The sequence below is a fragment of the Pseudomonas sp. SAS7 genome (assembly GCF_052112345.1).
Taxonomy (GTDB): Bacteria; Pseudomonadota; Gammaproteobacteria; order Pseudomonadales; family Pseudomonadaceae; genus Aquipseudomonas; species Aquipseudomonas putida_Q.
Genome location: NZ_JBEGGO010000001.1, coordinates 640,787 through 656,957, shown reverse-complemented (window position 1 = coordinate 656,957; position 16,171 = coordinate 640,787). Strand labels below are relative to the sequence as shown.

Annotated in this window: 17 protein-coding genes; 10 read left to right on the top strand and 7 right to left on the bottom strand. The window is 61.6% G+C overall.

Annotated features, from left to right (window positions below):
• Positions 1–3 precede the first annotated feature (3 nt).
• The 3 genes from ABI582_RS02890 (at position 4) to ABI582_RS02880 (ending at position 2,049) form a co-directional block, all read left to right on the top strand.
• Entirely contained in the window at positions 4–609 is a 606-nt protein-coding gene (locus ABI582_RS02890; protein ID WP_016500544.1) for an arylesterase, read from the top strand.
• Between the two features lie 58 nt (positions 610–667).
• Entirely contained in the window at positions 668–958 is a 291-nt protein-coding gene (locus tag ABI582_RS02885; protein ID WP_368976383.1) for a hypothetical protein, read from the top strand.
• Between the two features lie 113 nt (positions 959–1,071).
• Entirely contained in the window at positions 1,072–2,049 is a 978-nt protein-coding gene (locus ABI582_RS02880) for a L,D-transpeptidase family protein (RefSeq protein ID WP_442118343.1), read from the top strand.
• A gap of 132 nt (positions 2,050–2,181) precedes the next feature.
• Here the strand turns inward: ABI582_RS02880 and oprI are convergent, their stop codons facing one another.
• A complete protein-coding gene (gene oprI / locus ABI582_RS02875; RefSeq protein WP_003259780.1) occupies positions 2,182–2,433 on the bottom strand; it encodes an outer membrane lipoprotei OprI in 252 nt (83 codons plus the stop codon).
• A 507-nt stretch (positions 2,434–2,940) separates the two neighbouring features.
• Between oprI and ABI582_RS02870 the strand changes: the two genes are divergently transcribed.
• Positions 2,941–3,222 carry a GNAT family N-acetyltransferase gene (locus tag ABI582_RS02870; protein ID WP_003250290.1) on the top strand — a complete coding sequence of 94 codons (282 nt, stop codon included), beginning with the start codon at positions 2,941–2,943 and terminating at the stop codon, positions 3,220–3,222.
• A gap of 137 nt (positions 3,223–3,359) precedes the next feature.
• On the opposite strand, the gene ABI582_RS02865 is transcribed toward ABI582_RS02870, so the two are convergent.
• Positions 3,360–4,436, bottom strand: a complete 1,077-nt coding sequence (locus ABI582_RS02865; RefSeq protein WP_016485902.1) for a 3-deoxy-7-phosphoheptulonate synthase — start codon at positions 4,434–4,436, stop codon at positions 3,360–3,362.
• 234 nt (positions 4,437–4,670) lie between these two features.
• On the opposite strand from ABI582_RS02865, the gene ABI582_RS02860 reads away from it, so the two are divergent.
• From ABI582_RS02860 to cysB, 3 genes are all read left to right on the top strand, one after another.
• On the top strand, positions 4,671–5,618 hold the full coding sequence (locus tag ABI582_RS02860) for a putative 2-dehydropantoate 2-reductase (protein WP_442118342.1): 948 nt from the start codon (positions 4,671–4,673) through the stop codon (positions 5,616–5,618).
• A 138-nt stretch (positions 5,619–5,756) separates the two neighbouring features.
• Entirely contained in the window at positions 5,757–6,254 is a 498-nt protein-coding gene (locus ABI582_RS02855) for a universal stress protein (RefSeq protein WP_016485904.1), read from the top strand.
• 127 nt (positions 6,255–6,381) lie between these two features.
• Positions 6,382–7,356, top strand: a complete 975-nt coding sequence (gene cysB, locus ABI582_RS02850; protein WP_016485905.1) for an HTH-type transcriptional regulator CysB — start codon at positions 6,382–6,384, stop codon at positions 7,354–7,356.
• Positions 7,357–7,480: 124 nt separating this feature from the next.
• Here the strand turns inward: cysB and ABI582_RS02845 are convergent, their stop codons facing one another.
• From ABI582_RS02845 to rloA, 5 genes are all read right to left on the bottom strand, one after another.
• Entirely contained in the window at positions 7,481–8,215 is a 735-nt protein-coding gene (locus ABI582_RS02845) for a phosphoadenylyl-sulfate reductase (RefSeq protein WP_442118341.1), read from the bottom strand.
• Between the two features lie 79 nt (positions 8,216–8,294).
• Complete coding sequence (pabB, locus tag ABI582_RS02840; protein WP_442118340.1) at positions 8,295–9,638, bottom strand: aminodeoxychorismate synthase component I; 1,344 nt, start codon at positions 9,636–9,638, stop codon at positions 8,295–8,297.
• 194 nt (positions 9,639–9,832) lie between these two features.
• The gene (locus ABI582_RS02835) at positions 9,833–10,813 is read right to left on the bottom strand and encodes an alpha-L-glutamate ligase-like protein (protein ID WP_442118339.1); all 981 of its coding nucleotides are present in this window, start codon (positions 10,811–10,813) and stop codon (positions 9,833–9,835) included.
• A complete protein-coding gene (rloB, locus tag ABI582_RS02830; RefSeq protein ID WP_442118338.1) occupies positions 10,813–12,348 on the bottom strand; it encodes an osmotic stress tolerance membrane protein RloB in 1,536 nt (511 codons plus the stop codon). Before rloB ends, ABI582_RS02835 begins: the two co-directional genes overlap by 1 nt.
• Before the next feature lie 5 nt (positions 12,349–12,353).
• Positions 12,354–12,890 carry a retropepsin-like aspartic peptidase RloA gene (gene rloA / locus ABI582_RS02825; protein WP_258656259.1) on the bottom strand — a complete coding sequence of 179 codons (537 nt, stop codon included), beginning with the start codon at positions 12,888–12,890 and terminating at the stop codon, positions 12,354–12,356.
• A 306-nt stretch (positions 12,891–13,196) separates the two neighbouring features.
• Between rloA and ABI582_RS02820 the strand changes: the two genes are divergently transcribed.
• The 3 genes from ABI582_RS02820 to prpC all read left to right on the top strand — a co-directional run bounded on the left by ABI582_RS02820 (position 13,197) and on the right by prpC (position 16,102).
• Positions 13,197–13,913, top strand: a complete 717-nt coding sequence (locus ABI582_RS02820; protein WP_016500533.1) for a GntR family transcriptional regulator — start codon at positions 13,197–13,199, stop codon at positions 13,911–13,913.
• Positions 13,910–14,800, top strand: coding sequence for a methylisocitrate lyase (prpB, locus tag ABI582_RS02815; protein ID WP_016485912.1), 891 nt, complete (start codon positions 13,910–13,912; stop codon positions 14,798–14,800). Before ABI582_RS02820 ends, prpB begins: the two co-directional genes overlap by 4 nt.
• A gap of 174 nt (positions 14,801–14,974) precedes the next feature.
• Positions 14,975–16,102: a bifunctional 2-methylcitrate synthase/citrate synthase gene (gene prpC, locus ABI582_RS02810; RefSeq protein WP_442118337.1), complete on the top strand. Its 1,128-nt coding sequence runs from the start codon at positions 14,975–14,977 to the stop codon at positions 16,100–16,102.
• The last annotated feature ends 69 nt before the right edge of the window (positions 16,103–16,171 follow it).

Sequence of the window (16,171 nt, the reverse complement as noted above, 5' to 3'; positions counted from 1 at the left end):
CCGATGCGAGTGTGGTGGTTGAGTGCCGGTCTGGCCCTGTATTGCCTGGCCCAGAGCGCGGCGGCGGGAACACTGCTGGTTGTTGGCGATAGTATCAGCGCCGGTTTTGGCCTGGATACCCGCCAGGGTTGGGTCACTCTGTTGCAGACCCGCCTCAAGGACGAAGGTTTCGACGACAAAGTGGTCAATGCCTCGATCAGCGGCGACACCAGCGCAGGTGGCCAGGCGCGGCTGCCGGCGCTGCTTGCAGCGCATAAACCGAGCCTGGTGGTGCTGGAGCTGGGCGGCAACGATGGCCTGCGTGGGCAACCGCCCGCGCAATTGCAACAAAATCTTGCCTCAATGATCGAGGGGGCGCGCCAGGCGGGTGCCAAGGTGGTGCTGCTGGGCATGCGCCTGCCGCCCAATTACGGGGTGCGCTATACCACCGCTTTTGCCAAGGTGTATGAACAGCTGGCTGCGGACAAACAGGTGCCGTTGGTGCCGTTTTTCCTCGAAGGGGTAGGGGGCGTGCCTGAGTTGATGCAGGCCGATGGCATTCATCCGGCCCAGGGCGCCCAGCAGCGCCTGCTGGAAAATGCCTGGCCGGCGATAAAACCCTTGCTGTGATGCTTTAAACGGGGCGGGCTTTCGGCTAATGTTGCGCCCCCCGTTTCGAGTGCCACCGATGCCGCGCCCTGCCTGGTCCCTGTATGCCTATCAACTGATCGAGCCCGACGAGCAGCTCGACCTGTTCGCCTGCCAGGAAATCCGCGTCCATCTGGTGGCCCGCCAGCTTGAGCTGGGCGTGCCGGTCGACCGTACCTTGTGCGGCGGCCTGCTGCCGGCGCAGCCGCGTTGGTCGGGGGTGCCGCGCGGTATCTACCGCGATAGCCGCCTGTGTGACCTGTGCCGAGCCATCCTCGATGCCCAGCGGCGCGGCATGCGCCCGGTCTGGCCAGAGCTGCAAGCCAGCTGAACGGCAAGCACCTTTCATCATCTGAAACGCTTGCTTCACGCCAATGCCTCCCGCTTGCATCGGCTCGGGTGTACAATCGATCCTCTTGACCCACCTTTCGAAGGATTTACCGGATGTTGCCGCGCTTTCCTGCCGTCACCCGTAGCCTGTCCCTGGCCGCCCTGCTGGTAGCGGGCCCCGCTGCTGCGCTGGAGCTGCCACTGCCACCGCCCGGTGAAGATATCGTCGGCCAGGTGCATGTGATCAAGGCAAAGTACGAGGACACGTTCGCCGACATCGGCACCGCCAACGACCTCGGTTACCTGGAAATGATTGCCGCCAACCCGGGTGTCGACCCCTGGCTGCCGGGCGCCGGCACCGAGATCATCCTGCCGACCCGCTACGTGCTGCCGCCTGGCCCGCGCGAAGGCATCGTCATCAACCTGGCCGAGTACCGCCTGTACTACTTCCCGAAAGGGCAGAACGTGGTGCATACATTCCCGCTGGGCATTGGTCGAGAGGGTTGGGGCTCGCCGATCGCCAACACCAAGATCACCGCCAAAACGCCGAATCCTACCTGGACGCCACCCGCTTCCATCCGCAAAGAGCACGCGGCGGACGGTGACATCCTGCCGACAGTGGTGCCGGCTGGCCCGGACAACCCGCTGGGTCCGTTCAAGTTCACCTTGGGCGTGCCGGGCTACCTGATTCATGGTTCGAACAAGAAGTTCGGCATTGGCATGCGTACCAGCCACGGCTGCTTCCGTATGCTCAACAACAACGTGCTGGAACTGTCGAAGATGGTGCCGGTGGGTACTCCGGTGCGCATCATCAACGAGCCTTACAAGTTCGGTATCAGCAGCGGCAAGGTCTATCTGGAGGCGCACACGCCACTGGACGATCAGGGTAACCCTTCGGTGGTCGACAAACACACTGCCGTTATCAATGCCTTGCTCAAGCGTGAAGACCTGGCCAATAACCTGCGCATGAACTGGGACATGGTGCGAGACGTGGTGGCTGCCGAAGATGGCATGCCGGTAGAAATTGCCGTGCCGGTCGAGAACCAGGGTGGCGCGCCAATGGTGTCGAGCATTCCGCCCGAACTGCAGTAAGGTAATTGCGACACATCACGGCCCGCTTTAGTGCGGGCCTTTTCGTTACTGTCAGGCGCGTTTGCCTTGCTGGCAGGCAATAAAAAAGCCGACCCACAAGTGGATCGGCTTCTTAACAATCCGTGAGGATTATTACTTGCGGCTGGCTTTGTCCAGCATACGCAGAGCACGCTCGTTGGCTTCGTCAGCGGTTTGCTGAGCCTTCTGAGCGGCTGCCAGTGCGTCGTCAGCCTTACGGTAGGCTTCGTCAGCACGAGCTTGAGCGCGAGCTGCTGCGTCTTCAGTCGCAGTCAGACGAGCTTCGGTTTCTTTGGATACGCTGCTGCAACCGGTAGCCAGAACTGCGGCCAGAGCCAGAGCAGAGAATTTCAGAACGTTGTTCATCGTGTTCCCCTTCAAGGACTTTCTATTAAATAGCCATCTCTCAGGAAAGAGAAACTGGCCGGCGTACATAGTACCCATTACTTGTAGTAAGTAAACTGACTGAGCGCAAGAACTGCAAAAAAAATGTGGCTTGGCGTCACGCCGACAAGATTTGCGACGTGCGTGTGAAAAAAACGTGCAGGGTTCGCAAGCGATTGTAGTACCGGAACTTTTTTGTTGAACTAACGGTGACTTTAACTGTCATTCGACGTCTTAAGCCCTACAACATCCGGCGGCTGTTGAGCGTGCAGGGAAGAGTCGCTTTCTGAGCATTTTCACCATTTTTGGCCCCCGCCACCTTGAGCAATCCCATTTGCGGCGCCTACTATCTTGTGAGTGCCATGGGCTGCGAACGTTTACAATCGTCCAGAGGTCGAAGGGGGAACAGGTGGCGTCGAGGATTCTGCGCCGGATAAACCACCATTGGTTAAGGTATGGGTCTGCCGAGAAGACCTGCGAGGAGTAGTGATGAGCGAAGCGCTGACCATCCACCATGACCAGGCCGGTCATCAGTTCGAGACCAACGTGGACGGTCATCGTGCCTATCTGACGTACATGGATCTGGGCAAGCAGACGCTGGACATCTATCGCACCTTCGTGCCCAACGCCTTGCGGGGCCGCGGGATTGCTGCCGCACTGACCGAGCGGGCGCTGGAGTACGCTGAGCAGATGGGCTACACGGTGATTCCGTCGTGCTCCTATGTGGAACGCTACATGGAGCGCCAGCAGCGGCATTCGAGCAAGGCCTGACGCTTTACATAAAAAACGGGGGCCGCTTCGCGCCCCATTCGCGGCACAAGGCCGCTCCTACAGGAGATCGCATACCCCTGTAGGAGCGGCCTTGTGCCGCGAATGGGGCGCGAAGCGGCCCCGCTTTTTTCCATCAATCAGCCACGCTTACGCTGCGGCAGCACATCCTTGAGCTTGGCATGCATGCTGCGCAGGGTTTTCTCGGTCGCCGACCAGTCAATGCACGAGTCGGTAATCGAGACGCCGTACTGCAATTCGTTCAGGTCTTTCGGAATCGACTGGCAGCCCCAGTTCAGGTGGCTTTCCACCATCAGGCCAATGATCGACTGGTTGCCTTCGAGGATCTGGTTGGCAACGTTCTCCATGACCAGCGGTTGCAGGGCCGGGTCCTTGTTGGAGTTGGCGTGGCTGCAATCGACCATGATGTTGGCCTTGATCTTGGCTTTGGCCAGGTCCTGCTCGCACAGGGCGACACTGACCGAGTCGTAGTTGGGCTTGCCGTTGCCGCCGCGCAGTACCACGTGGCCATACGGGTTGCCCTTGGTGGTGACGATCGACACGCCGCCTTCCTGGTTGATGCCGAGGAAGCGGTGTGGCTTGGACACCGACTGCAGGGCATTGATGGCAACGGTCAGGCCGCCATCGGTGCCGTTCTTGAAGCCGACCGCCGAGGACAGGCCCGAGGCCATTTCGCGGTGGGTCTGGGATTCGGTGGTGCGGGCGCCAATGGCCGACCAGCTGATCAGGTCTTGCAGGTACTGCGGGGAGATCGGGTCAAGCGCTTCGGTAGCGGTCGGCAAGCCCATTTCGGCCAGGTCCAGCAGCAACTGGCGGCCGATGTGCAGGCCATCCTGGATCTTGAACGAGTCATCCAGGTACGGGTCGTTGATCAGGCCTTTCCAGCCAACAGTGGTGCGCGGCTTTTCGAAATACACACGCATGACCAGGTACAGCGTATCGGACACTTCTTCGGCCAGTACCTTCAAGCGCTCGGCGTATTCGTGGGCGGCCTTGATGTCGTGGATGGAGCAAGGGCCGACCACGACGAACAGGCGATGGTCCTTGCCGTCGAGAATATTGCGCACCACTTCACGGCCGGCAGTCACAGTCTGCAGGGCCTTGGCGCTGAGGGGGATTTCCTTCTTGAGCTGATCGGGGGTGATCAGGGTCTCGTTGGAGGCAACGTTCAAGTCATCGATCGGTAAATCAGCCATCGTGTTACTCGTCAGGTCACGGGTGCCGGCCGCCAACTATCCCCGTGCGGCCCAGCAGCAAGAATAATCGCAGCGGGGAGCCGAACCTTAGCGCGTTACGGGTGGCGCGACAATGGGCTGAAGTCCCGTCAGCATGCTGTTTTCCCTGCTGTTGTGGCGCGTTGGCGTGCATGGGCTAGCTGACAGTGCGCAAGCTGTGTAAAAAAGAGAGCTGACATTGACCTGGAGATCGGCATGCATCCGCGCACACCACGCATCGGCATCATTGGCAGCGGAGCTATTGGAGGCTTCTATGGGTTGATGCTGGCCCGGGCCGGTTTCGACGTGCATTTTCTGCTGCGCAGTGAGTACCAGGTCGTACGCGAGCAGGGGTTGGCGCTGGACAGCGCGGTACACGGTACGCTGCAGATGAAGGTGCAGGCCTATGCCAGTGCTGGCGACATGCCGCCTTGCGACTGGTTGCTGGTCGGTGCCAAGGCCACCAGCAATGATCGGCTCGCGCCTTTGATCGTGCAGGCTGCTGCGCCTGGCGCCAAGGTTCTGCTGCTGCAGAACGGCCTGGGTGTGGAGGAGCAGCTGCGCCCGGCCTTGCGCAGCGACATGCACCTGCTCGGCGGCCTGTGCTTCATCTGCGCCAACCGCCACGCACCGGGTGTGATTCGCCACCAGGCCCTGGGGGCGGTCAACGTGGGCTACCACAGTGGGCCGGCCAGTGAGGGTGGTGCCGCGGTGGTCAGTGAAGGTGCAGGGTTGTTCCAGGCAGCGGGCATCGATTCGCAGGCCATGCCGAACCTGGACTTGGCGCGCTGGCAGAAGCTGGTGTGGAACGTGCCTTATAACGGCCTGTCGGTGCTGCTGGGTGAAGGCACCACCGAGCTGATGGCAAGCAGCCACAGCCGTGACTTGATCAAGGCCTTGATGGCTGAGGTGGTGCAAGGGGCTGCCGCCTGCGGGCACGTGTTGCCGGAGGGCTATGCCGAACACCTGTTCCAGATGACGGGGCGCATGCCCGACTACTGGCCAAGCATGTATCACGACTATGCCCTGATGCGCCCGCTGGAGCTGCAGGCTATCTATGGCGAGCCGCTGGCGCGTGCACGCGCGGCAGGCTGCAGCTTGCCGCGCATGGAGATGCTGTACCAGGCGCTGAGTTTCCTCGACCGCAGCTATCGACGCCGCTGAGGGTGGCTTTGACCTCGTCAGCGCGCTCCTGTGGGGGGCTGCAGCCCACGCGGGGCAGTGCGCCGGACGGCAAAGCGTGCGTCCGGCGCGCTGCTAAGCTGAAGCTTGCTCTGCCGCTACGGCAGTCGAGGAGGTCGAATGATCCGCTCCATGCTGTACGCCACCGACCTCGGTGTCTACGCCCCTTTTGTGATGCAGCACGCGCTGGCCCTGGCGCGCACGTTCAATGCCGAGTTGTATGTGATTCATGCCGTGGAGCCAATGGGGCAATTCGCCGAATCCCTCCTGCAAAGCTATCTCGATGAGCAGACGCTCGACCAGTTGCATAGCCAGGGGGTGAGCACGGTGATGGCCAACATCGAGCAGCGCGTGCTGGAGAGCTTTCGCGATGAACTGGGCGAGGAGGCCGACCTGGCGGTGATCAAGGCGGTGCGGGTGCGCCAGGGCGACCCGGCGCAGGTGATCCTTGACCAGGCGCAGCGGTTGAGCGTCGACCTGTTGATTTTCGGCAGCCACAGCGCCGGTGCCGGGGTGGATGTGCCCTTGGGGCGCACGGCCGTACGGCTGCTGCAGTTGTCGCCGGTGCCGGTGTACATGGTGCCGTTGGCGCAGCATCTGGGGCGTAGGAAAGTGTAAAGACGGCCGTGGGCCATTTACGGGGCATGTAACAAAATAGTTCTAGATTTATTTCCAGAACCACTAATATAGTTATATATCGTCGCTGCCTGCTGCTGCGGACTCATCGCTGAACCGAGGGAAACCTATGAAGCTTCAACAACTGCGCTACATCTGGGAAGTGGCGCACCATGACCTCAACGTCTCCGCGACGGCGCAGAGCCTGTATACCTCCCAGCCAGGTATCAGCAAGCAGATCCGCCTGCTCGAAGACGAACTGGGTGTTGAAGTCTTTGCTCGCAGCGGCAAGCACCTGACCCGTGTTACCCCGGCCGGTGAGCGCATCATCAATACCGCCGGCGAAATCCTGCGCAAGGTCGAAAGCATCAAGCAGATTGCCCAGGAGTTCTCCAACGAGAAGAAGGGCACGCTGTCCATTGCCACCACCCACACCCAGGCACGCTATGCCTTGCCGCCGGTGATCAGCAGCTTCATCAAGCAGTACCCGGAAGTGTCCCTGCACATGCACCAGGGTTCGCCCATGCAGATTGCCGAGATGGCTGCGGACGGTACGGTCGACTTCGCCATCGCCACCGAGGCGCTGGAGCTGTTCGGCGACCTGATCATGATGCCGTGCTACAAGTGGAACCGCTGTGTTGTGGTGCCGCAGGGTCACCCGCTGGCCAAGCTGCCGAAACTGACCCTGGAAGCCGTTGCCGAATACCCGATCGTCACCTATGTGTTTGGTTTCACCGGGCGCTCGAAGCTGGACGAAGCCTTCAACCACCGGGGCCTCACGCCAAAAGTGGTGTTTACCGCGGCAGACGCCGACGTGATCAAGACCTATGTGCGCCTGGGGCTGGGCGTGGGTATCGTCGCGGGTATGGCCGTGGATGCCAAACTCGACAATGACCTGGTGGCCCTGGATGCCAGCGAGCTGTTCGAAGCCAGCATTACCAAGATCGGCTTCCGTCGTGGCACCTTCCTGCGTGGCTTCATGTGCGACTTCATCGAGAAGTTTGCCCCGCACCTGACCCGTGAAGTGATGGCGAAGGCCATTCAGTGCCATAACAAGCAAGAGCTTGAAGAACTGTTCGCAGGCGTTGAATTGCCGGTGCACTGATCCGCAATTGTGCGGGGCCGCTTTGCGGCCCTTTCGCGGCACAAGGCCGCTCCTACAGGGACATGCGATTTCCTGTAGGAGCGGCCTTGTGCCGCGAGAGGGCTGCAAAGCAGCCCCGGCTTTCTCAAGCCTTGCTGATCAAGTTACCTGCGTGCAACCCGCACTCCTTCTGCGTCGCCTCTTCCCACCACCAACGCCCTTCGCGCTCATGCTGGTTTGGCAGCACCGGGCGGGTGCACGGCTCGCAGCCGATGCTGATGAAACCGCGCTCATGCAGGCTGTTGTATGGCAGCTCAAGCATGCGGATATAACCCCACACTTCCTCACTGCTCATCTGCGCCAGCGGGTTGAACTTGTACAGTGTGCGCTCGTTGGTGGAGAAGGCGCTGTCGATTTCCAGTGCCGCGACCTGGCTGCGGGTACCTGGGCTCTGGTCGCGGCGCTGGCCGGTGGCCCAGGCGCTCACGGTGGCCAGCTTACGGCGCAGCGGTTCAATCTTGCGAATGCCGCAGCACTCGCCGTGGCCGTCCTTGTAGAAGCTGAACAAGCCCTTTTCCTTGACGAACGGGTCGAGTTTGGCACGGTCGGGGCTGAGCAGTTCAATCGGCAGGTTGTACTGCTCGCGCACCTGGTCGATGAACCGGTAGGTCTCCGGGTGCAGGCGGCCGGTGTCGAGGCTGAACACCTTGACCTGCTTGTTCAGCTTCCAGGCCATGTCGACCAGCACCACGTCCTCGGCGCCGCTGAAGGAGATCCACAGGTCATCACCAAAATGCTCGAAGGCGAGCTTGAGAATGTCCTGCGGGGACTTGTTGGCGTAGGTCGCGGCCAGGGCGGCGACGTCGAAGGGTTGGCTCATCAGGCGGTTTCCATCTTGGCTGTGGCGCTGTGCGCTCGTAGTAAGGTGATGGTAACAAAAAAACGCGGGCTAGACGGACTCACAGGCCCTGCAAGGTCTGCATCAACACCCGCACCTTGGCAATCGACTCTTCATATTCGGCCTGCCACTCGGAGTCGGCCACCACCGCACCGCCGCCCCAGCAGCTGACCTGGCCGTCCTTGACCAGCAGGCTGCGAATGGCAATCGAGCTGTCCATCTCGCCGCGCACGTCCACATACAGCAGCGAGCCGCAGTACAGCGCCCGGCGCGCCGGCTCCAGCTCGTCGATGATCTGCATGGCGCGAATCTTCGGCGCCCCGGTGATCGAGCCGCCGGGGAAGCTGTCGCCGATCAGGTCCAGGGCATCCTTGTCGCTGGCCAGCTGGCCGGTGATGCTGCTGACCAGGTGGTGGACGTTGGGGTAGCTCTCCAGGCTGAACAGCTCCGGTACCTTCACCGAACCGATCTTGCAGGTACGCCCCAGGTCGTTGCGCAGCAGGTCGACGATCATCAGGTTTTCCGAGCGGTCCTTGGGGCTGTGCAGCAGCTCCTCGGCATTGCGCTTGTCTTCAATGGGGTCGCTGGCGCGCGGGCGAGTGCCCTTGATTGGCCGGGTTTCCACCTGCCCCTGGCTGACGCAGATGAAGCGCTCAGGCGAGAAGCTGAGCAAGGCACTGCCATCGGCCAGTTGCTGGTAGCCGGAAAACGGCGTCGGGCAAGCTTGGCGCAGGGCCTGATAGGCGCGCCAGGGATCGCCCTGGCAGGGCGCGCGAAAGCGTTGGGTAAGGTTGATCTGGTAGCAGTCGCCGGCCTGGATGTAGCGCTGTACCTGGTCGAAGGCGGCCCGATACTGTTCGGGCTGCAGGTCGCCGGCCATCGGCGCGAGCAGCTGGAAGTCGCCGCTTGCAGTGCTGCAGTCGCCTTCGAAAAGCGTGATCAGGCGTTCGCGTTCACTGCCTGCCAGGCTTGGGTGGAACACCAGTTGGCTGGTGCCGTGCAGGTGGTCGCTGACCAGTGCCCAGGCATACAGCCCCAGTTGCGCGTCGGGTAGGCCGAGGTCGTCCACGGCCAGGCTTGGCAGGTGTTCCAGGCGGCGGCCGAAATCGTAGCTCAGGTAGCCGATCAGGCCTCCGGCGAAGGGTAGCTCGCTGCCTTCGGGCAGTTGCGCATGGCCCAGGTGGGCCAGGCCGGCGCGCAGGCGCTGGAGGAAGGTGCTGCCTTGTTCATCGGGGTGCGCTTGCAGCTGTTGCAGCGGCCAGGCGCTGAGCAGGTCGAAGCGGCCGCGTTCGGCGCCAGGCCGGGCGCTGTCGAGCAGGATCGCGCCGGGGGCCTGGCGCAGGCGGGCGAAATAGGCGGCTGGGTCAGGCTGGTAGGGCAGGGGGTAAAGCGTACAGGTCGGCATCAGTGTGGACGGCGATGTAAAAGCGAGGAGGGCGATTGTAGACCTGTGCAGGAAAAGCGCCTAGCGCTGGGCGCGACATTCAACAGTGTGTTTGGCCCATTCGCAGCACAAGGCTGCTCCTACAGCTGAAGCGCAGCCCTGGAAACCTGCGCAGTACCTGTAGGAGCAGCCTTGTGTTGCGAATGGCCGATAGTTCAGCGGCCAGGCACGTGCCCGAACAAGCCTTGAGCTACCCGAACCCGCTGTTCGGCATCTTCGGTAATGCCATCCTTGGCCAGCGCTTCGATGTGCGCCTCAATGGCGTGGGTGCGCTGGGTCAGGCCGCAGTCGTTGGCAATCTGGATGTTCAGGCCCGGACGGGCGTTGAGCTCCAGAATCAGCGGGCCTTTTTCCTGGTCCAGCACCATGTCCACGCCGATGTAGCCCAGCCCGCACAGTTCATAGCAGCCGGCGGCCAGCTTCATGAAGCCGTCCCAGTTCGGCAGCTGCACGCCATCCACCGCATTGGTGGTGTCCGGGTGCTTGCTGATGATGTTGTTCAGCCAGGTACCGCGCAAGGTCACGCCGGTGGCCAGGTCAACGCCCACGCCGATGGCGCCCTGGTGCAGGTTGGCCTTGCCGCCGGACTGGCGAGTCGGCAAGCGCAGCATGGCCATTACCGGGTAACCCATCAGCACGATGATGCGGATGTCCGGCACGCCTTCGTAGCTGATGCTCTTGAAGATCTGGTCGGGGGTAACCCGGTACTCGATCAGCGCGCGGTCGCGGTGGCCGCCCAGCGAGTACAGGCCGGTGAGGATGCTCGAAATCTGGTGTTCGATTTCCTCATGGCTGATGATTTTGCCCGACACCGTGCGGTAGCGGTCCTCGAAGCGGTCGGCGATCACCAGGATGCCGTCACCGCCGGCGCCTTGCGCCGGCTTGATGACGAAATCGCTGCGCCCCCCAATGATCTGGTCGAGCTTGTCGATTTCTTTCTCGGTTTCGATGATGCCGTACATTTCCGGCACATGGATACCGGCCGCCAGGGCGCGTTCCTTGGTGATGATCTTGTCGTCGACGATCGGGTACAAGCTGCGCTTGTTGTACTTCAACACGTAGTCCGCGTTGCGCCGGTTGATACCCATGATGCCCCGGGCCTCCAGGGCTTTCCACGTCTTGATCAGGCCAAACATCAGGCGTCAGCCTTCTTCAGGAATGCCTTGAAGCGCACGAGTTCGGTCAGGCGGTAGCCACGGTAGCGGCCCATCGCCAGCATGAAGCCCACCAGGATCAGCAGTACGGCCGGGAACGTGAACACGAAGTACACCAGCTCCGGCACCATCATCAGCAGGTGCGCCAAAGAGGCTGCAAACAGGGTGCCGATGGCCACTTTCATGGCATGGCCACCGCCACGCTCTTCCCAGGTGATGGACAGGCGCTCGATGGTCATGGTCAGGATCACCATCGGGAACAATGCAACCGACAGCCCGCGCTCAAGGCCCAGCTTGTGGCTGAACAGGCTGATGGCGGCGATCAGCACCACGACGAAAGTCAGCACCACCGACAGGCGTGGCAGCATTTGCAGCTTGAGGTGTTCCAGGTACGAGCGTAGCGACAGGCCAAGGGCGGTAATCACCGTGAACAGCACGATGCCGAAGCCCAGCTGGGTCTCGCGGAAGGCCAGGGCGATCAGCACCGGGGTGAAGGTGCCCAGGGTCTGCAGGCCGATCAGGTTGCGCAGCACCAGGATCACCAGCACGCCGATCGGGATCATCACCATGATCATGAAGGTTTGCTGGGTCTGCAACGGCAGGCTGTACAGTGAATACTCGAGGAAGTCGGCGTCGGTGTTCTCGTCGGTCAGCTTGGCCAGGCGGATGGCGTTCATCTCGCTGTTGTTCATGCTGAAGGTGACGTTGGCCTTCTTGCCGCCATCGACGGTGATCAGGTTGTCGTCACCGGTCCACCATAGCAGGCGGTCGTTGGGCAGGCCTTGTTCGCCGGTGTCCGGGTTGAAGTACAGCCAGTCGTTTCCGTTGAAGCTGCGCAGCCACAGTTCCGGGGTTTGCGGGGTATCAGCCACCAGGCGGATGGTGTGCACCTTTTCCATCGGCACGTGGGCGATGGACAACAGCAGATCGATGACCTGAGCCTTCTTCATCGGCGAGGTGTCGCCGGCCAGCAGCAGCTTTACGTTGTCGTCGTTGAGGTTGTTGACCCGCTTGATGGTCTCGCTGACGAAGGTCTCGACGTCGGCAGAGTGCTGGCGAATCGGCGCCATCAGGGCTTCGGCGGCGATTTTCTCGGGGCCTTCGATAGCCAGGCTGTCACGGAAGGTCGGGCCTTTGACCGTGGTCTTCTCGTTGCTGTAGCGTTTGGTCAGCACCAGGCGGTAATACAGGGTCTGGTTGCCGTTGGCGCGACGGGCCGACCAGGTGACCTTGCGGTTACCGTCGGCACGGTTGACGCTCACCCCGTAGTTGTTGGAGATGAAGCTCTCGTTGAGGCTGACGTAGTCTCGGTTCAGCGGTGGCACGAACATCTGCACCTTGACCGGGTCCTTGGTGCTGGCCACGAACTCGACCTTGGCGTCGATGTTCCACAGGTCGTCGGTTTCATCCTCGGTCACCGGGATGCCGAGGAAGAAGATCTGGTAAGCCGTGACCGCCACACCCAGTAGCACCAGTACGGTGATCAGGACTTTCAGATGGAGGGTAAGAGAGCGCATCGGAATTACTCTGCTTTGTGAGCGTCGGTGGCACAGGCAGGTTTGCCGGCCGCATATTTAAGGCTAGGGTCGACCAGCGCGTCGAAGTGCTTGAGTGCCTCGGAGCCGATCAGCAGCGGGAACTGGAAGGCGCTGCGGTCGGTGAGGTTGACTTCGATGGTGCGCATGGCCTGGCCCATGCAGATTTCAAGTTCGATGACCGGGCGTGCCGTGTAGGCCTTGCCCGATTCGGCATCATAGTCGCCGGCCCGGCGCTTGATCTTGCTTACGCGTGCCAGCGGGCGCTCGATCGGGTGCGAGTGGGCAGCATCGATGGCCAGGTAGAAGCGCACCCAGCTTTCGCCGTTGCGCTTGAACCGCTTGATATCGCGGGCGCTGAGCGAGGCGGTTTTGGCACCGGTGTCGAGCTTGGCGGCCACTTCCAGGTCCAGGTCGCCCAGCCGTGCATATTCGTTGAGACCATAGACGGTCTTGCCCGCAGCCTGACCAAGGGCCGGCAGCAGGGTGAGGCATAGCAGCATTAAAACGGGTGTAAGTCTCATAATCCTGGCGCGGTGCAGTGCAAGGTTCTAGGCAAGGTTCTGGTCAAGGCGACTGGCAACTACTGCGCAAGCTTCCTCATTTATCTGTCAACAAGCATGAATGTATGACAGACAGGCTATCCATACCCCATCGGAGGCGCGGCATTCTATCACGCCGACGTCTTGACGCCAGCGGTGCGCGATCTGACAGCACCGGGCCGGGGTTAGTTCGTTATTAGACAATTGTCGACAATATTCATTTTGTCTTTGACGGGAGCGCCTGATTTCGCTAATTTCTGGCAAAGAGATTTTCAAGGTGTCGACAATATGCAGGACCTTTCCACCGCCAGCCCGGTGCTGACAGACGAAACGGAAACCTTGTCTGAAAACGTCTTCCGGCGTATTCAGGCGGCCATCGTCAAGGGCGAAATTGCCCCCGGCAGCAAGATTTCCGAGCCGGAGCTGGCGCGCACCTACGGCATCAGCCGTGGGCCATTGCGCGAGGCCATCCACCGCCTGGAAGGCCAGCGCCTGCTGGTGCGTGTACCGCATGTGGGCGCGCGCGTCGTGTCGCTGAACCACGCCGAACTGATCGAACTGTACGAAATCCGCGAGTCGCTGGAAGGCATGGCCTGCCGCCTGGCAGCCGAACGCATGAGCCAGGGCGACATCGACGAACTGCGCCGTGTGCTTGATACCCATGAGCGCGATGCCGCATTCCAGGCTGGTGTGGGTTACTACCAGCAGGAAGGCGACTACGACTTCCATTACCGGATCATCCAGGGCAGCGGCAACCAGACCCTGGTCAAGATGCTGTGCGGCGAACTGTACCAACTGGTGCGCATGTACCGCATCCAGTTCTCTGCCACGCCCAATCGGCCACGCCAGGCCTTTGCCGAACACCACCGCATCCTCGATGCCATCGCCGACCGTGACGGCGAGCTGGCCGAACTCCTGATGCGCCGCCACATCGGCGCGTCCAAGCGCAACATCGAGCGTCACTATCTGGACGCCCACAACAACAGCCCACGAGGTGAGAAATGACTGTGAAGAGCACCCCCGGTCAGCGTTTCCGCGACGCCGTTGCTGCCGAACATCCCCTGCAGGTGGTTGGCGCCATCAACGCCAACCATGCCCTGCTGGCCAAACGCGCCGGCTTCAAGGCCATCTACCTGTCCGGTGGCGGCGTGGCCGCAGGCTCGCTGGGCTTGCCGGACCTGGGCATCACCGGCCTGGACGACGTGCTCACCGATGTGCGCCGCATTACCGACGTGTGCGACGTGCCGTTGCTGGTGGATGTCGACACCGGCTTCGGTGCGTCGGCCTTCAACGTCGCTCGCACCGTACGTTCGATGAGCAAGTTTGGCGCTGCTGCCATCCATATCGAGGACCAGGTTGGCGCCAAACGCTGTGGCCACCGTCCGAACAAGGAAATCGTCAGCCAGCAGGAAATGGTCGACCGCATCAAGGCCGCTGTCGATGCCCGTAGCGACGACAGCTTCGTGATCATGGCGCGTACCGACGCCTTGGCCGTCGAAGGCCTGAACGCTGCCCTTGATCGCGCCGAGGCCTGCATCGAGGCTGGCGCCGACATGATCTTCCCGGAAGCCATCACTGAACTGCAGATGTACAAGACGTTTGCTGATCGGGTGAAGGCACCGATTCTGGCCAACATCACCGAATTCGGCGCCACGCCGTTGTACACCACCGAAGAGCTGGCCTCGGTCGACGTGTCGCTGGTGCTGTACCCGCTGTCGGCTTTCCGTGCCATGAACAAGGCGGCCGAGAACGTGTACACCGCACTGCGCCGCGACGGCACGCAGAAAAACGTCATCGACACCATGCAGACTCGCATGGAGCTCTACGATGCCATTGGTTACCACGCCTTCGAGCAGAGCCTCGACGCGCTGTTTGCCCAGAAGAAAGGGTAAGTGATGGCGCCTGTGCCGGCCTCTTCGCGGGTAAACCCGCTCCCACAGGTAAAACACAAGTTTCAAAAGCTTTGCTGTACATGTGGGAGCGGGTTTACCCGCGAAGAGGCCGGCACAGGCCAACTGAATTAGCCAGCAAGAAATCCATAACAAATTCAAGAAAGGAGAAACACCATGGCCGAAGCGAAAGTACTCAGCGGCGCAGGCCTGCGTGGCCAGGTGGCCGGCCAGACCGCACTGTCGACCGTGGGCCAGGCCGGTGCCGGGCTGACCTACCGGGGTTACGACGTTCGTGACCTGGCAGCAGGTGCCGAATTCGAAGAGGTTGCTTACCTGCTGTTGTACGGCGAGTTACCCACCCAGGCCGAACTGGTTGACTACAAACGCAAGCTCAAGGGCCTGCGTGACCTGCCACAAGCGTTGAAGGAAGTGCTGGAACGTATCCCGCGTGACGCCCACCCGATGGACGTGATGCGCACCGGTTGCTCGGTGTTGGGCACCCTGGAGCCAGAGCTGACCTTCGAAGCCCAGCGCGACAAGACCGACCGCTTGCTGGCACTGTTCCCGGCAGTGATGTGCTACTGGTACCGCTTCACCCACCATGGCGTGCGCATCGATTGCACCAGTGACGAAGACACGCTCGGCGGCCACTTCCTGCACCTGCTGCACGGCAAGAAGCCGAGCGAGCTGCACGTCAAGGTCATGAACGTGTCGCTGATCCTGTACGCCGAGCACGAGTTCAACGCCTCCACTTTCACCGCCCGCGTTTGCGCCTCGACCCTGTCCGACCTGTACTCCTGCGTCACCGCTGCCATCGGCTCGCTGCGCGGCCCGCTGCACGGCGGTGCCAATGAGGCGGCGATGGAGCTGATCGAGCGCTTCCAGAGCCCGCAGGAAGCCACCGCCGAGCTGCTGCGCATGCTGGAGCGCAAGGACAAGATCATGGGCTTTGGCCATGCCATCTACAAAGAGTCCGACCCGCGCAACGAGGTGATCAAGGGCTGGTCGAAGCAGCTGGCCGACGAAGTGGGCGACAAGGTGCTGTACCCGGTTTCCGAGGCCATCGACAAGACCATGTGGGAGCAAAAGCGGCTGTTCCCCAACGCCGACTTCTACCATGCCTCGGCGTACCACTTCATGGGTATCCCGACCAAGCTGTTTACCCCGATCTTCGTCTGCTCGCGCCTGACCGGCTGGGCGGCGCATGTCTTCGAACAGCGTGCCAACAACCGCATCATCCGCCCGAGCGCCGAGTATGTCGGCGTCGAGCAGCGCCAGTTCGTGCCGATCGAGCAGCGCTGAATAGCTATAGAGAGGCAACCCGTTCCCCTTGTGGGAGCGGGCGTGCCCGCGAATGCACCCGGCCTTGCA

Bases quoted from the DNA above. Each gene is read 5' to 3' on its own strand.
- prpC (WP_442118337.1), top strand. From the start codon at position 14,975: ATGGCCGAAGCGAAAGTACTCAGCGGCGCAGGCCTGCGTGGCCAGGTG.
- ABI582_RS02890 (WP_016500544.1), top strand. From the start codon at position 4: ATGCGAGTGTGGTGGTTGAGTGCCGGTCTGGCCCTGTATTGCCTGGCC.
- ABI582_RS02860 (WP_442118342.1), top strand. From the start codon at position 4,671: ATGCATCCGCGCACACCACGCATCGGCATCATTGGCAGCGGAGCTATT.
- rloA (WP_258656259.1), bottom strand. From the start codon at position 12,890: ATGAGACTTACACCCGTTTTAATGCTGCTATGCCTCACCCTGCTGCCG.
- ABI582_RS02845 (WP_442118341.1), bottom strand. From the start codon at position 8,215: ATGAGCCAACCCTTCGACGTCGCCGCCCTGGCCGCGACCTACGCCAAC.
- ABI582_RS02820 (WP_016500533.1), top strand. From the start codon at position 13,197: ATGCAGGACCTTTCCACCGCCAGCCCGGTGCTGACAGACGAAACGGAA.
- ABI582_RS02855 (WP_016485904.1), top strand. From the start codon at position 5,757: ATGATCCGCTCCATGCTGTACGCCACCGACCTCGGTGTCTACGCCCCT.
- prpB (WP_016485912.1), top strand. From the start codon at position 13,910: ATGACTGTGAAGAGCACCCCCGGTCAGCGTTTCCGCGACGCCGTTGCT.
- pabB (WP_442118340.1), bottom strand. From the start codon at position 9,638: ATGCCGACCTGTACGCTTTACCCCCTGCCCTACCAGCCTGACCCAGCC.
- oprI (WP_003259780.1), bottom strand. From the start codon at position 2,433: ATGAACAACGTTCTGAAATTCTCTGCTCTGGCTCTGGCCGCAGTTCTG.
- ABI582_RS02880 (WP_442118343.1), top strand. From the start codon at position 1,072: ATGTTGCCGCGCTTTCCTGCCGTCACCCGTAGCCTGTCCCTGGCCGCC.
- ABI582_RS02835 (WP_442118339.1), bottom strand. From the start codon at position 10,813: ATGTTTGGCCTGATCAAGACGTGGAAAGCCCTGGAGGCCCGGGGCATC.
- ABI582_RS02865 (WP_016485902.1), bottom strand. From the start codon at position 4,436: ATGGCTGATTTACCGATCGATGACTTGAACGTTGCCTCCAACGAGACC.
- ABI582_RS02885 (WP_368976383.1), top strand. From the start codon at position 668: ATGCCGCGCCCTGCCTGGTCCCTGTATGCCTATCAACTGATCGAGCCC.
- rloB (WP_442118338.1), bottom strand. From the start codon at position 12,348: ATGCGCTCTCTTACCCTCCATCTGAAAGTCCTGATCACCGTACTGGTG.
- ABI582_RS02870 (WP_003250290.1), top strand. From the start codon at position 2,941: ATGAGCGAAGCGCTGACCATCCACCATGACCAGGCCGGTCATCAGTTC.
- cysB (WP_016485905.1), top strand. From the start codon at position 6,382: ATGAAGCTTCAACAACTGCGCTACATCTGGGAAGTGGCGCACCATGAC.